The organism is Bacillus paranthracis (genome assembly GCF_024296885.1).
Lineage (GTDB): Bacteria > Bacillota > Bacilli > Bacillales > Bacillaceae_G > Bacillus_A > Bacillus_A paranthracis.
On the sequence record NZ_CP101135.1, the window covers coordinates 4,552,029 to 4,566,197 of the forward strand.

13 protein-coding genes, 1 pseudogene and 1 riboswitch are annotated in these 14,169 nt (G+C 34.7%); of the genes and pseudogenes, 4 read left to right on the plus strand and 10 right to left on the minus strand.

Going from position 1 to position 14,169, the window contains the following annotated elements; all coding sequences use genetic code 11:
- Positions 1-12: 12 nt before the first annotated feature.
- Both feoB and NLJ82_RS23615 read right to left on the minus strand, forming a co-directional pair.
- Entirely contained in the window at positions 13-2,001 is a 1,989-nt protein-coding gene (gene feoB / locus NLJ82_RS23610) for a ferrous iron transport protein B (protein WP_001044826.1), read from the minus strand.
- Complete coding sequence (locus NLJ82_RS23615) at positions 1,998-2,225, minus strand: FeoA family protein (RefSeq protein ID WP_000060512.1); 228 nt, start codon at positions 2,223-2,225, stop codon at positions 1,998-2,000. The genes feoB and NLJ82_RS23615 overlap by 4 nt, the downstream gene beginning before the upstream one ends.
- 194 nt (positions 2,226-2,419) lie before the next feature.
- Positions 2,420-2,521: riboswitch (TPP riboswitch) on the plus strand.
- A gap of 87 nt (positions 2,522-2,608) precedes the next feature.
- Between NLJ82_RS23615 and thiT the strand changes: the two genes are divergently transcribed.
- On the plus strand, positions 2,609-3,277 hold the full coding sequence (gene thiT, locus NLJ82_RS23620; protein ID WP_001246599.1) for an energy-coupled thiamine transporter ThiT: 669 nt from the start codon (positions 2,609-2,611) through the stop codon (positions 3,275-3,277).
- Between the two features lie 207 nt (positions 3,278-3,484).
- Here thiT and NLJ82_RS23625 read toward each other — a convergent pair whose 3' ends face one another.
- From NLJ82_RS23625 to NLJ82_RS23655, 7 genes are all read right to left on the minus strand, one after another.
- On the minus strand, positions 3,485-5,338 hold the full coding sequence (locus NLJ82_RS23625; protein ID WP_001225363.1) for a sensor histidine kinase: 1,854 nt from the start codon (positions 5,336-5,338) through the stop codon (positions 3,485-3,487).
- Complete coding sequence (locus NLJ82_RS23630; protein ID WP_001097108.1) at positions 5,335-6,024, minus strand: response regulator transcription factor; 690 nt, start codon at positions 6,022-6,024, stop codon at positions 5,335-5,337. Before NLJ82_RS23630 ends, NLJ82_RS23625 begins: the two co-directional genes overlap by 4 nt.
- Positions 6,025-6,061: 37 nt before the next feature.
- Positions 6,062-6,682 (minus strand): class D sortase, LPxTATN-specific, encoded by a 621-nt coding sequence (srtD, locus tag NLJ82_RS23635; RefSeq protein ID WP_000771566.1) that lies wholly within the window; start codon positions 6,680-6,682, stop codon positions 6,062-6,064.
- 89 nt (positions 6,683-6,771) lie between these two features.
- Positions 6,772-7,176 carry an LPXTG cell wall anchor domain-containing protein gene (locus NLJ82_RS23640; protein ID WP_000728037.1) on the minus strand — a complete coding sequence of 135 codons (405 nt, stop codon included), beginning with the start codon at positions 7,174-7,176 and terminating at the stop codon, positions 6,772-6,774.
- Positions 7,177-7,336: 160 nt separating this feature from the next.
- Positions 7,337-10,078: an S-layer homology domain-containing protein gene (locus tag NLJ82_RS23645; RefSeq protein ID WP_000760939.1), complete on the minus strand. Its 2,742-nt coding sequence runs from the start codon at positions 10,076-10,078 to the stop codon at positions 7,337-7,339.
- A gap of 171 nt (positions 10,079-10,249) precedes the next feature.
- Positions 10,250-10,582: a hypothetical protein gene (locus NLJ82_RS23650; RefSeq protein ID WP_000415604.1), complete on the minus strand. Its 333-nt coding sequence runs from the start codon at positions 10,580-10,582 to the stop codon at positions 10,250-10,252.
- A 184-nt stretch (positions 10,583-10,766) separates the two neighbouring features.
- Complete coding sequence (locus NLJ82_RS23655; RefSeq protein ID WP_002156638.1) at positions 10,767-10,982, minus strand: hypothetical protein; 216 nt, start codon at positions 10,980-10,982, stop codon at positions 10,767-10,769.
- A gap of 160 nt (positions 10,983-11,142) precedes the next feature.
- Between NLJ82_RS23655 and hpt the strand changes: the two genes are divergently transcribed.
- Together hpt and NLJ82_RS23665 are read left to right on the plus strand one after the other, a co-directional pair.
- Positions 11,143-11,670 carry a hypoxanthine phosphoribosyltransferase gene (gene hpt, locus NLJ82_RS23660; RefSeq protein WP_001019304.1) on the plus strand — a complete coding sequence of 176 codons (528 nt, stop codon included), beginning with the start codon at positions 11,143-11,145 and terminating at the stop codon, positions 11,668-11,670.
- Between the two features lie 257 nt (positions 11,671-11,927).
- On the plus strand, positions 11,928-12,830 hold the full coding sequence (locus NLJ82_RS23665) for a diacylglycerol/lipid kinase family protein (protein ID WP_000167906.1): 903 nt from the start codon (positions 11,928-11,930) through the stop codon (positions 12,828-12,830).
- Positions 12,831-12,890: 60 nt separating this feature from the next.
- On the opposite strand, the gene NLJ82_RS23670 is transcribed toward NLJ82_RS23665, so the two are convergent.
- Positions 12,891-13,571 (minus strand): DUF7003 family protein, encoded by a 681-nt coding sequence (locus tag NLJ82_RS23670; RefSeq protein ID WP_001168098.1) that lies wholly within the window; start codon positions 13,569-13,571, stop codon positions 12,891-12,893.
- A gap of 181 nt (positions 13,572-13,752) precedes the next feature.
- Here NLJ82_RS23670 and NLJ82_RS23675 point away from each other — a divergent pair.
- Positions 13,753-14,034 (plus strand): annotated as a pseudogene (locus tag NLJ82_RS23675) (Rpn family recombination-promoting nuclease/putative transposase); the annotation flags it as partial.
- Positions 14,035-14,169: the final 135 nt, after the last annotated feature.

The following is a 14,169-nucleotide window of genomic DNA, read 5'->3' on the forward strand; positions in this document are numbered from 1 at the left end:
ATACATCTCCTTCTAGAATCCGAGTAGGGATCCAACTTGGTATATAATGAGCGTTAATACATAAGCAACTACGAGTGGATACACGACTGAGAAAATCGTCCATTTCGCTGATCCTGTTTCACGTTTAATAACAGCTACCGTCGCTAAACACGGAACATATAATAAAATAAAGAACATAAATGCATAAGCTGATAATGCTGTATAATGTGCTCCCATTACATTTCCAAGCACATCTTCTTTCACCGCATAAATAATGGCCATTGTAGAAACGACAACTTCCTTCGCTAAAAATCCTGTTAAAAGGGATGCCGCAGCTTGCCACGTTCCAAAACCAAGTGGTGCAAATAGTGGTGCGATAAATCCACCAATCATTGCTAAGTAACTGTCTCCCATATCAACACCAAATCCTGATGGACCTGCATAGTTTAATAACCAAATGACAACAGAACCACCAAAGATAAATGTACCTGCTTTACGAACAAATCCTTTTCCTTTCTCCCACGTACTTAACCATAACGTTTTCGCTTGTGGCACGCGGTAAGGAGGTAGCTCAATAACGAAAATAGATTTTTCCGCTTTTAAAATGGTAAGAGACATAATTTTTGTAACTAATAACGCAAGGACAATCCCTGCAACATATAGGGAGAACACAACAGTTGCCTGACTATGAGGGAAGAATACTCCCGCAAATAACGCATATACAGGTAAACGTGCCGAACAAGACATAAATGGTGTTACAAGAACTGTAAGTAAACGTTCTTTTTCTTGTTCAATCGTTCTCGCTGCCATAATACCTGGAACATTACATCCAAAACCGATAATCATCGGAATAAACGCTTTTCCGTTTAAACCGAAGAACTCCATAACTCTATCCATAACAACTGCAATTCGCGCCATATATCCTGAGTCTTCTAATAATGAAATGAAAAAGAATAGTGCAAAGATTTGTGGAACGAATACTAATACAGCACCAACACCAGCAATAATACCTTCTGTAATGAGTGCTTGAATAAAATCAGAAGCCCCAACACTTGTAAGTCCAGCTGTCACCCAATCCGTAAGCTGTCCAGCAAAAAACTCATCTAACATATCAGATAACGGTGTCCCAATCCACGTAAACGTAACCTGAAAAATAAAAAACATAACTGCTAAAAAGATTGGAAGTCCTAAAATTTTATGTGTAATTAATCTATCAATTTTTTCCGAAAAAGGAATTTTTCCTTCTTTCTCATGCTTCATAACATTTGTTTTTAACTTTTCAATATACGCTTCACGAGTCTTGTAAATGTGCTCTTCCAACGTACAATCAAGTTTTTCTTCTAAGCGAGATCGAATGGCTATGAGTTCCTTATAGATTGGTAATGCTTTCATTTCTTTTTCTACTACTTCGTTATTACTTAAAAATTGAAGAGCTAACCATCTCGGATGCTCATAATTCGCTGTCTCTAAAAGAGAAATTACTTCTCCAATTCCTTCATCCATTCGTACACCATATGAAATAAGAAATGGCTTTTTCTCGTTTTTGTCATTTTCTTTAAGAGTCGCAAGTAATTCTTCACAGCCTTTTCCACTTCTTGCAACGACAGGAACGACTGTTACACCTAATAGTTCTGATAATCGTTTTACATCAATGACAATTCCTCTTTGCTTCGCCACATCAATCATATTTAAACCAATTGAGACCGGCTTACCAAATTCAAGTAATTGCAACGTTAAATGCATATTTCGTTCGAACTGCGAAGAATCCACAATATTTAACATATGCTGAAATTCTTCTGTTAATAGAAAGTTTGTTACAACACCTTCATCACGTGAAACTGGATTTAAATCATAGACGCCTGGTAAATCAATTAATGTTCCTTGCTTATCTTTTAATTTACCAACCTTCTTTTCTACTGTTACACCACTCCAGTTTCCTACATACTCATAAGAACCAGTAAGTGCATTAAATAATGATGTTTTCCCCGTATTCGGATTCCCTAGCAAAGCTACCTTATTCACGCTAATTCCACCTTTATCATTTTCGCGTCACAATGACGAATACTAATTAACTGTCCACGACACTCCAATGTACAAGGACCTTTAAACATCGCCTTCTGTTTCAGGCGAAGTTCGCTTCCTTCAGCAAGACCGAAAGCAGCTAGTCTACGCTTTAATAGCTGATCTAAAGACTGAATACTTTTTACTAACACTTTCTCTCCAATTTTAATATCTACTAAGCTCATAACCTTCCCCCTCAGAAGAGAATGATAATTATTTTCAAAAAAATTATAGCATACTCTATTTCTCTTGTACTATACCCTTTTGCTTCATATTTATTAACATTTCACTACAATTCTATTTCAATTATTGTCATACTGTATTCGTTTGCCATTCTCATCCATTTCGCTTACAATAAACAGTAGCAAATAAAGAATCTCGTTATCACAGGGGGAGCCATGCCGCTGAGAGGGAACACTTCGTTCCGACCCTTCGAACCTGTTAGTTAATGCTAACGCAGGGATTGTGCAAACGTCCGAAATACATACCTCTTTTTTTATTTACGTATTTCGTATCCTCCTATGATATCTATTCTTTTTTGTACAACTTGGATTTAGGGGGAGACAACATGCGTAACACCAATTTACAAGCGATGATCGAATCTGCTATTCTTGCAGCCTTCGCCATGGTCATCGACATTTTACCATTATCAATCAAACTTCCAACAGGCGGTTCCATTTCATTTGCTATGATTCCTATTTTTATTATTGCATACCGCTGGGGCTTTAAATCGGCTTTCTTAGGTGGTTTAGTTTGGGGACTATTACAAATTGTTGTGGGAGATGCTTACATTTTAACACCTGTTCAAGCATTCATTGAGTACTTCATTGCCTTTGCTTTTATCGGATTTGCTGGCTTATTCTATCGTCCAATTCAAAAAGCACTTTTAACGTCCAATGAAAATAACTTAGAACAATCAAGTTTAGGTAGCCGTAAAGACAAACCTTCATCAAAACAAAACGAAGGAAAGAAAGTCCTTGCTTATATTATCCTTGCTACATTTATTGGTAGCTTTGCCCGCTACTTCTGTCACTTTATTGCCGGTATCATTTTCTGGGGACAATATGCGCCGAAAGGTCAATCAGCTGTGCTTTATTCATTAATCGTAAATGGTAGTACAATGATTGGGTCTTATATTTTATGTACCGTTTTACTTATATTTTTATTCCTCACTTCACCACGCTTATTCAAGAGCATCAATGCTTATCAAATAAATGCAAACAAAAAGGGCGCTTAATAAGCGCTCTTTTTTCATATCGTAATATCAATTAAAAATACAATAAATGCACAAAAGAAAATAAATACCATTATACTTAGCCAATTGCTATGCACGGTTCATCTACTCCTTACATAACCTCATTTTCTAAACAAATTATACTGATTAAAGATAAAGATTAGGTAAAGATAATATGAAAATAAATTAAAAAAGCATAGATCATATTGTCTACGCTTTTTTCAATAAGTAGAAATAAAATAATACACCATCTTCTGTATTCTTTACTCCATATTCAACTTCATGCAGTTCTAAAATATTCTTTGAAATGGCAAGCCCGAGCCCTGTTCCACCTTGCGAACGCTGACGAGCTGCATCCACGCGATAAAAACGATCCCAAATTTTATCTAATTGTTCTTCTTCAATATGAGTACCTTTATTTTCAATACACACTTTTATACGATTTTTTTCATCTATTGTAGAAATAATAATATCTTCTTTATTTGGTGTATAACGTATGGCATTCGTAATGAAATTCACGATCACTTGTTCAATCCGGCCTTGATTTGCGACTACTTCAAATGGACCTATATTTTTATGAACACGAAGCTCTTTTTTCTCTATTTCTACAGAAAGTTGTTCACATATATCTTCCATTACTGTATCGATATAAAATGAATCCATTTTCATTTTATATGTGCCTGACTCAAATTTAGCTAACTCCAGCATATCCAAAATTAATGTATCCATTTTGTCTACTTCTCGTTCCATCGCTTGAAAATAATACTCCTTTTTATGCTCAGCTACTCCATCTTTTAAAATAGAAATACAGCTTTTCATAATACTCAGCGGTGTTTTTAGTTCATGCGAAACACCAGAAATGAATTCTTTCCGCGTATTTTCTAATTTTCTTTCCTTTTCAATATCTTGTTCTAGCTGTCCAATATGTGAATGGAGCTTATTGGATAATACATTAATATTTTTCGATAAATCCCCAATTTCATCTTTTGAAGTAATCGGTATTTGTTCTGTGAAATCTAAATGCGCTATTTTCTTCGTTGTATCATTTATTTTTAATAACGGCTTTGCGATTTGTTTAGAGTAATAGAACGAAGCTAGAAAAATGAGAACGACTACAAATGCAATGATGTAAATGTAGTAATCTTGCACCATTTGTACAGCTTCATCTACAGGCTGTAAAGAAGCCATCGCATATATATATGTTACGGATCCGTCTTTTTCTTTTATTGGTTTCACTAATAATTTATATTTAATATCATTTTTTTCATAGTCCATTGTTTGTATTGCATATTGTATGTGCTTGCTCTCTTTTAATAATAAATCCTTTTGAAATTCTTTTATGTTATCTAAGAATATACTATTTTTATAAATTGGATTTACAAGACCTTTTACATCGGGAAATTGGACTTTCGTAACACGCCCTCTTATGTAAACATCTGGTTCTTGGGCAGCTGGCTCCTGAACGACCGGCTGCTTTTCCTTACCAACTTGTTCTTCAGCTACTTTCTTTTTCTCCTGATCTAATTTACTCATTTTTTCCTTAAACGCTTTTTCTAACGGTTTATTAGATCCGCTTAAATTTTGCTTACCTAACGTGAAAGAGAATGGAATATAACTATCATCTTTTTTCACGCCAGAAAAATAAATTTCTTGTCCTAAAAATGGATCTGATGATTTATTATCAATCTCTTCTATATTGACGAGATTGTATAAGGGAATTTTAAATATTTGTTGTCCAAAGCTTTTTTGTTGCCTACGATCTATCGTTACCTCAAAATAAAAATCATCCGCATGTTTTAAATTTCCATTTTGATCTAATGTCGTAATCCACGTATTATTTTCTCTTAAAAAGTCTTGCTCTAGCTTCTGAATTCCTTCTGCACTTCCTACATAGTTCAAATAATTCTTTTCGAAGGAATTTAAATTCACTTTAATATCTTCCACTTTTCGATTCGCATAATATTGTTTAAAAAATATCGTTTGTCCAATAAATATCGTCGCTAAAATTAACATACATAATGCTGTTGTAAGGGTAAATAATTTTAGTACAATCCCTTTTCTCATACATTCCCCTCAAATTTATAACCTGTTCGTACTACAGTTGTAATGTACTTTGCTTTCTCTCCTAATTTATTTCTTAAATTACGAATATGACTATTAACCGTTCGATCGTCACCAGCAAATTCATATCCCCAAATTCTCGAAATGAGTTGCTCTCTTGTTAAAACAATCCCCTGATTTTTCATCAAGTACGCTAATATTTCAAATTCTGTATGAGTTAAATTAATGTCTGTTTTATCTACCGTAACAGTACGCGATGGAAAATGGACATGAATACCATGAATTGATAATGTATCATCTTCATTCTCTAAAAGTTGTTTTGTTATTTTTCTACTTTCTAACAATCGTTTCGCTCTTGCTAATAAAATTGGTGGACTATACGGCTTCGTCACATAGTCATCCGCCCCAAGTTCAAAGCCAAGTAACGTATCATCTTCATCAACACGTGCCGTTAGCATAATGATAGGAACCTCAGATGTTTTACGGATTCTTCGGCAAACGGACCACCCATCAAGTTCTGGCAACATAATATCTAAAATAACTAAATCAACCACTTCTTCTTCAAATACAACTAAAGCTTCTTTCCCATCCCTTGCTTCAAACACTACATATTGCTCACTTAAAAAATAATCTTTTAATATTTCACGCAAAATATCTTCATCTTCTACAATTAAAATGTTTTTTGCCATAACTTATATCCCCCTCTCGCTTTCAGAAACTACAATTTCATTTTGAATAACTAGCAGTTAACTTCGCCTCGATAATATATCTATCTGGCGCATCCCCTATATAATTAAATGGATAGCAAGTCGTGAGTGTTAGTATCGGTTCTTCTTTTTTTATAATAACAGTACGATCATCCGCATGGGTAATCCATGTTTTTTGAATTTCATATGTGTAAGTTTTATTATCATACTCTAAAATAAGAGTGTCTCTTTCTTTTAACTCTCCTAAATCTGTAAAGACAGTATCTCGATGTCCACTTAGTACAGTATGTCCCCCTCCAGATGGTGTTGTCGTTACATCACTAACGAACATTCCAACCCCTTTTTTCAGCGTTGCATCATCTGCTCCCCAATATATAGAAAACTTCTTTTTTATTTTCGGTATATGTAACATCGCTACCTTTTCTCCTTCTTTATGCTCTGTTTGAGAAGAAGGCACTTGAGAAGTTACGGGTGTTTCATGTGAAAGTTGATTATGTTGTATATTGTTAAGACTCTTTATTTCTTCTTCTGTCAGTTGCTGAGCAGAGCTTTTTCCTTTATACCATTCTATAGCGTAATATGATCCCATAAATAGCCCTATAGCCATCAATATGATACCGATATAATTGAGTAACTTCATGTTTCATCCCTCCATGCCAAAAATGGTAGGAATAACCTACCATTTTTAATATATGAAATTATTCCATTCTTTATAGGAGAATATTTTATTTACGCCTTAACTTTATTGCGACGATTCAAACCAAATAATGTCCCTAGTCCTACAAGGCATGCGCTTAGTGCCATCATTGCTACATTATTAGAAGCTGTGTTTGGTAATTTTTCACCTTGTACAACTGGCTTTGCTACTTCTTTTTTTGCTACATCATTTTTTTGCTGTTCCTTAATTGCGGCTTCTTTTTTTGCCATATCACTTTTTAACTGTTCTTGCGCTATTCTCTTTTTCTCTACTTCACTTTTTTGCTGTATCTTAATCGCTTCTTCTTTTTTAGCTTTATCTTGCTGCAGTTGCGCCTCTTCTTCCTTCGTTACTGTTCCAGTATCCGCGCTTGCTACTGAAGAATGTCCTACTGTTAAAAGTGCCATTGTACAGATTGATAATAGTTTCTTTTTCATTTCATTTCTCTCCTTTTATACGTTTTACATCACTTCGCATCGGATGTATCACTAGAATAAACAAGAGATATAAATATAAGATGCAGATGAAATATATTTCATTTAAAGATTTCATTGTAAAAAAGGTTATCCGAAATCATCTTCGGATAACCTTTTAAAATTAATCTACACTTAAGGCCTTCTTGCCCATTTGATTATAAATACTTGCAAACCGGCTCTTACTCACTTTTACATTTTTCGTTCCATAGAACGGATCATTATAGTATACGTAATTATCATCCACTCCTGTTAAAACAACCGCATGCGTATTCATTCTTGCAGAAATTGTCTTTCCACCTGGTGTTTTCCACGTTGTAATTGGTCTTGGATTATTTAAAGCGACAGTCACCCACGTTACTACTGGTTTTCCATTTCTCACATAGTCTTCTAAAACAGAAAGATCATTTCCAGTTAAATTCGTTCCTCTTGCATATTTATCTAACAAACGTTTTAGTGGTTCGGGATTAATAGAATATCCTGGCGTATTTCCTGTCACATCACCTACAAACCCTACATCTGGATCTCCCCAAATTTGTGATGATGTTTTATAGTTCTTTAATTTCGTTTGATCAAAAGGCATTTCAAAAGCAAATACTACTTTATTTAACGAGCGACCAATTTGATGTTCTACAAGCATTTGTAAAGAAACGACTTCACAGCCATTATGCAATTCTGGGAATTGATACAGTGACGGTACGTTCAATATAACTTGACTACGATTAATATTTCCTTCATTAACCCACTTTAACCCATTACTAGTTTGAATTTGAATCCAACCACCGTCTCTTTCACCATAAACCTCGACTGTCTGTGGTGCATACCTTCCTGATACACGAGATACAAAACTTGGACTATCATAAGCAAAGAACACTTTAGATAAATACTTCGCTTCTTTTTTCGTATCCAACCATTGATAGCCTGCATATGTACGTATACGAAGCCAAGTTCCTCTTTCCTCTACAACCGTTACTGCTTGAGGCCCATAATAATCTAGTATATTCGCAGACCTGAAAGGAGCATCATAAGTAGTAAAGTCTCTATCAATCTGAACTTTTTTGTCTATTAAGCAGACCCACTTATAGCCTAAGGCCGTATAAACTTTAATCCAATTTCCTTCTCTTTCTTCAATAACCGTTACACTTTGCGGAGCATACTCACCTGAAATCCCTGAAGATAAGGATGCCTCATTATATGTCAAAAAGTTTTTATTCATATTCACTTTCTTTTCAACTAAACAAACCCACTTAAAACCAGTATCCGTATGAATTCTAATCCAGCCACCATCTCGCTCTTCATACACTGTTACTTCCCTAGGGCCATATTCCTTTGAAATTCCAGATGATAAAGATGGTCCATTATACGTAAAGAATTTTTTCGAAATGCTTATCTTCTTCATCTTCAATTCATTGTCTTTAGACTTATCTGTAACTGCGACGAGCTGTGCTGCCTCTGCACGTGTAATGGATCTATCTGGTTGCCAACGTCCTCCATCAACACCACTTGATATACCCATGCTTACTAAAATATTAATGAATTTCTCACCCCAATGATCTTTTACATCAGGAAATAATGTTGATAATTCTTCATGAACCTTTTTCTCTAGTTGATAGGCTTGTACTAACATCGTTGCCATAGCAGCTCTTGTCATTTGACCATTCGGATTAAATTTCCCATTTCCTTCCCCTTTAATGACTCCTGCCTTTTCCACAGCAGCAATATAAGGAGTTGCCCAATGATCTTGAGAGTCTGTAAAAGTTGGTTTCTCCCCCTCTTTAACTTCTAATCCTAAAATTTTCGCCATAATTGTTGCTGCTTCAGCTCTGCTTAATACTTTACTTGGTGAAAATGTTCCATCTGGCATCCCAGAAATAACTTTTTTATTAACTAAATAATATACAGACTCTTCCGCCCACCTTGGAACGTCAGGAAATGATTGCGGTGCTGCTTGCATCGTAATGGTAGCTTGTTTTAACTCTGTCTCTCTCTTTTCTTGTTCTTCTTTTTGCTTCCATTCAAGTTCTTGTTTTGCTTGTTCCTCTTTTTGTTTTAATTCAAGTTCTTGTTTTGCCTGTTCTTCTTTTTGTTTTAATTCAAGTTCTTGTTTTGCTTGTTCCTCTTTTTGTTTTAATTCAAGTTCTTGTTTTGCTTGTTCCTCTTTTTGTTTTAATTCAAGTTCTTGTTTTGCTTGTTCCTCTTTTTGTTTTAATTCAAGTTCTTGTTTTGCCTGCTCTTCTTTCTTTGTTAACTCAAGCTCTTGTTTCGTTTTCTGCTCCAATTCTAGCTGTTGCTTCTTCAATTGTTCCTGCTGTTTTCGTAATTCCTCTTGTTGCTTCTTTAGCTCTTCTTTCTTTTTTTGTTCTTCTAATTCTTCAAGTTTTTTTTCTTCTTGGCTATTATTTTCTTTTATTTCTAATGCATTCTTCTCTTCAATTTCTTCTTGTTTCTTTAATTCAGTAGTTTTTTTCTCTTCACTATTATCCCGTACTTGTAATTGGTTCTGCTCTTCAATTTCTGCTTGCATCTTTTTCAATTCATCTAATTCCTGCTGCACTTCTTCCAATTGTACTTTCTGCTCACCATCTTGTTTCAATAACTCATCTTTTTTCCGTTTTAATTCATCTACCTTAACAAATAATTCTTTCTGCTGTTTTAAAATTTCTTCTCTTTTTTCTAATTCTATTTGTCGTTCTTTTACAGCTTCTAATTGTTGTTGCAGTTCGCTTTTCTCATTGCTCTGTATATAGGAGAAAGCTTCTATACTATTTCTCGTTTTATTTTCAATTTCCGCTAGCGAACTAGAAGGAAAGGTTAATAGATTTGTCGCTAACAAACTCGCTACTGCAATTACACTATATTTTTTCATCATACACACACCTTTTCAAATTTTATTACGATCATACTTTCATAATAAATGTAAAATGTAAGATTCCTCCATAATCATAGCAAATTTTTCCTCAAACAAAATACTTTTTTGCAAAAAAGAAAAAGAGCACTGTATGATACAATGCTCTTTTCGGGTGTGTGTCTCAATTATTTACATGTTACTTTCGCGTGATTTAGAAGTAGAATGGGCCGGAGCGATAACTAATTGTCTCGGCTCAGTTTTCTTTAAGTGATTTTTGACGTTACACTTACGACGTTGAACAACCCACGCTTTAATAGGGTTTGTCAAAATAATTTTTTGCGCTTCGTTAGGGGCCTCTTCTTCAAACCTACAACTCTCGCTCCACTTACTCCATTTCATTGTAAATTTAGAAGAAGAATGATCGTCTTCTCGATCAAACAAGTGCAAAAAATCCATTTCGCCAGCTAGCATTACGGTGTTGCTAGTTGCTAAAAAAGAAAAAGTCGTCCAACGTTTCTCCATGCCCTCCTACTCCTTTTTCACATATAGAGTGCCTAAAACTGAATTTACCTAAAATATGCTTGCCTTTTACCTTACACCCATAGTTTATCCAAAACACTACTATGCAACTATCGATTTCCCTTACAACTACCTTACATTTTTGTAAGAAACAAAAAAACCTTCACTATGCCTATGTGAAGGTCTCTTATTTCTTATCTATATGATCTTTCATATCATCAAGTCCAGCTTCTTGTAGCTGCGACATCATACCATGAGAAATTGCGCCTAATACTAAAGTCATTCCAATTAGTGAAATCCGAATCGCTGGTACATCAATTATATAAGCCAACAATCCAAGAACAATTGTTAAAAGTAATGCTTTTATAAATGTTACAGTTGTGTACTGTTTCTTCTTCATTATCATCACCCTTCATGGAAGCGTTTTCTTAATACAATTAGTATATCATATCATCAGATGATTTTGTTCGTATTTTGTAAAAAATTACTATCTCCTTTGACTTTTTCCTTTCTATCCTTTACAGTCGAAATGTTCACAAGTTTTACACTGTAGGAGGACTCCAATGAATATTGAAATAAAAGACACTTTAATTTCTGAAGAACAATTACAAGAAAAAGTAAAAGAACTAGCACTTCAAATCGAACGTGATTTTGAAGGAGAAGAAATCGTAGTAATCGCTGTATTAAAAGGATCTTTCGTATTCGCTGCTGATTTAATTCGTCACATTAAAAACGATGTAACAATCGACTTTATTTCTGCATCTAGCTACGGAAATCAAACAGAAACAACTGGAAAAGTAAAACTATTAAAAGATATCGATGTAAACATTACTGGAAAAAATGTAATTGTCGTAGAAGACATTATCGATTCTGGTTTAACACTTCACTTCTTAAAAGATCACTTCTTTATGCATAAACCAAAAGCATTAAAATTCTGTACGCTACTTGATAAACCTGAGCGTCGTAAAGTGGACTTAAAAGCTGAATATGTTGGCTTCCAAATTCCAGACGAATTTATCGTTGGCTACGGCATCGACTGCGCAGAAAAATATCGTAACTTACCATTTATTGCCTCGGTTGTAACGGAATAATCGTATAACTAAAAAAATCGATAGTACATGAAATTTATATCGGCGATTTTCAAAATATATCGACCGTATCTTAAATTATATCGGCGATTTTTCAAATATATCGACTGTAACTCAAATTATATCGGCGATTTTTTCAATATATCGACTTACCGACAATAACCGACAATCTTAGCACCCTATTAATAGGAAGAAGCTGTTCTGAAATACATCGGAACAGCTCCTTCTTTCCATTACAAAAAAACAGGGAGAGATGAAAAATGACAAAGACAAAATTTGAAAAAGTACTCCTCATCGTAAATCCAAAAGCTGGACAAGGCGACTTACATACAAATTTAACGAAAATCGTACCACCTCTTGCCGCAGCTTTTCCTGACTTACATATCCTTCATACGAAAAAGCAAGGTGATGCAACGAAATATTGCCAAGAGTTTGCTAGTAAAGTAGATTTAATTATCGTCTTTGGTGGTGACGGCACTGTATTTGAATGCACAAACGGCTTAGCACCTCTTGAAACTAGACCTACACTTGCAATCATTCCAGGCGGAACTTGCAATGACTTCTCTCGCACACTAGGCGTTCCGCAAAACATTGCAGAAGCAGCAAAACTTATCACAAAAGAACACGTAAAACCAGTTGACGTTGCAAAAGCAAATGGACAACATTTCTTAAACTTCTGGGGGATTGGACTCGTATCTGAAGTATCAAACAATATTGATGCAGAGGAGAAAGCAAAGCTTGGTAAAATTGGTTACTACTTAAGCACAATTCGAACTGTCAAAAATGCTGAAACATTCCCAGTTAAAATCACTTATGACGGACAAGTATATGAAGACGAAGCTGTTCTTGTCATGGTTGGAAACGGTGAATATCTTGGCGGTATCCCATCCTTTATTCCGAACGTAAAATGTGACGACGGAACACTTGATATTTTCGTAGTCAAATCAACAGGCATTCAAGCGTTTAAAGATTATATCGGAAAGAAACTATTTGAAGACTCAAATGAAAATGACATCTTCCACGTAAAAGCGAAATCCATTCATATCGAAACAGAAGAAGAAAAAGAAGTAGATACAGATGGAGAAAGCTCACTGCATACACCTTGTCATATTGAAGTATTACAAGGGCACTTTACGATGATTTATAATCCTGCGGTTGTGTAATACAAAAAGACGAGCTAAAGTTTTAACATTTTAGCGCGTCTTTTTTATTACAAAGATATTTCAATATGAATTTTCGTAATCAAACTCCACCCAATTTTTCCAGTGCGTATTAGCATCCTTCTTCACAATAATACTTGGATCTTTCTTCTCTATTGCAGCGGCTACTGATTGGAAGAATTCATTTTCACTTACTTTCTCTTCCTCAACATGTTGCCATTCTTCCGTTTCATACGCTACTTCCCAGTTGCCTTCTAAATCAAACTCTTCTAAAATCTCTTCTTTACTCCACCACAATAAATTTCGTGCTTCATTATTAGTAGCAAGCATACGCATGAAGTATGTTGGATAAGAATCTGTCGTTTTTACTTCTATTCCATTATTCACATAATCCTCTTCTGTAAATTCATACTCAAAATGATGATCACGAATTTTCACACTGTCATTATAAATATTTGGCATAAATTCACCTTCATCATCAAACAACTCATACTCTCCATCATTTAATTGTAAAATACCATCATCACCAATTGAATGATTTATTCTATCACCGTATACTTGAATATCATTACATACACCTAATGATCCTACACCGACAACCTGAAATACCATTAACCAATCTTTATTATCTTTAAAGAAAAGAGAGAATTTCACTTGTGAAATATCCATATATTCATTATCAAAGGCAGGAAATTCATAGTTACTTTGCTTTTTATCTAATAGTTTCAAAATATCTTTTTGCATCTGTAGCATCTTCACCTCTATATAAATTTTTCAAATTTACTAGAGTATAACATAGCTATACTTACCTCTGACATTATAATAATCCTACTTAAAAATAGCAGAATGGTCTATTTGCATCCTCTAGTTATTTTTAGATACAATTAAGAAAAGAAGCACCTTCATATAAGGGAGAGGGCATACTTTGTTCAACCAACAATTAGTGAATTTACGCATTGATTTTGCATTTAAACAATTGTTTGGTACGAATGGTAGTGAAGATATTCTCATTGCCTTTTTAAACGCGATGTTACAAGAGTCTTTAGAGTCACCTATTGCTTCTCTACAATTAGAAGATCCACATTTACACCGAGAACACGCAAATGATAAATTATCAATTCTAGACATTTCAGCAACATTAGACACAGGGACAAAAGTAAATGTAGAAATACAGCTTAATAATAATCACGATATGATGAAACGCAGTTTATCCCACATTAACGGGCAGTAAGACCCCCACCTCAAAATTCAGCGGAAGCAAAGAAGTTAGGTGGGGAATCAACTGCCCGTAAAAGTCCGATTGGTTCAACTAATAATCAGTGGGGGATGAACAAAACCCCCA

What these genes read in the sequence shown, in the direction of transcription:
- NLJ82_RS23670 (WP_001168098.1), bottom strand. Translation starts at nt 13,571, where the DNA reads ATGCAAAAAGATATTTTGAAACTATTAGATAAAAAGCAAAGTAACTAT.
- NLJ82_RS23665 (WP_000167906.1), top strand. Translation starts at nt 11,928, where the DNA reads ATGACAAAGACAAAATTTGAAAAAGTACTCCTCATCGTAAATCCAAAA.
- hpt (WP_001019304.1), top strand. Translation starts at nt 11,143, where the DNA reads ATGAATATTGAAATAAAAGACACTTTAATTTCTGAAGAACAATTACAA.
- NLJ82_RS23625 (WP_001225363.1), bottom strand. Translation starts at nt 5,338, where the DNA reads ATGAGAAAAGGGATTGTACTAAAATTATTTACCCTTACAACAGCATTA.
- NLJ82_RS23615 (WP_000060512.1), bottom strand. Translation starts at nt 2,225, where the DNA reads ATGAGCTTAGTAGATATTAAAATTGGAGAGAAAGTGTTAGTAAAAAGT.
- NLJ82_RS23650 (WP_000415604.1), bottom strand. Translation starts at nt 10,582, where the DNA reads ATGGAGAAACGTTGGACGACTTTTTCTTTTTTAGCAACTAGCAACACC.
- thiT (WP_001246599.1), top strand. Translation starts at nt 2,609, where the DNA reads ATGCGTAACACCAATTTACAAGCGATGATCGAATCTGCTATTCTTGCA.
- NLJ82_RS23630 (WP_001097108.1), bottom strand. Translation starts at nt 6,024, where the DNA reads ATGGCAAAAAACATTTTAATTGTAGAAGATGAAGATATTTTGCGTGAA.
- srtD (WP_000771566.1), bottom strand. Translation starts at nt 6,682, where the DNA reads ATGAAGTTACTCAATTATATCGGTATCATATTGATGGCTATAGGGCTA.
- NLJ82_RS23645 (WP_000760939.1), bottom strand. Translation starts at nt 10,078, where the DNA reads ATGAAAAAATATAGTGTAATTGCAGTAGCGAGTTTGTTAGCGACAAAT.
- NLJ82_RS23640 (WP_000728037.1), bottom strand. Translation starts at nt 7,176, where the DNA reads ATGAAAAAGAAACTATTATCAATCTGTACAATGGCACTTTTAACAGTA.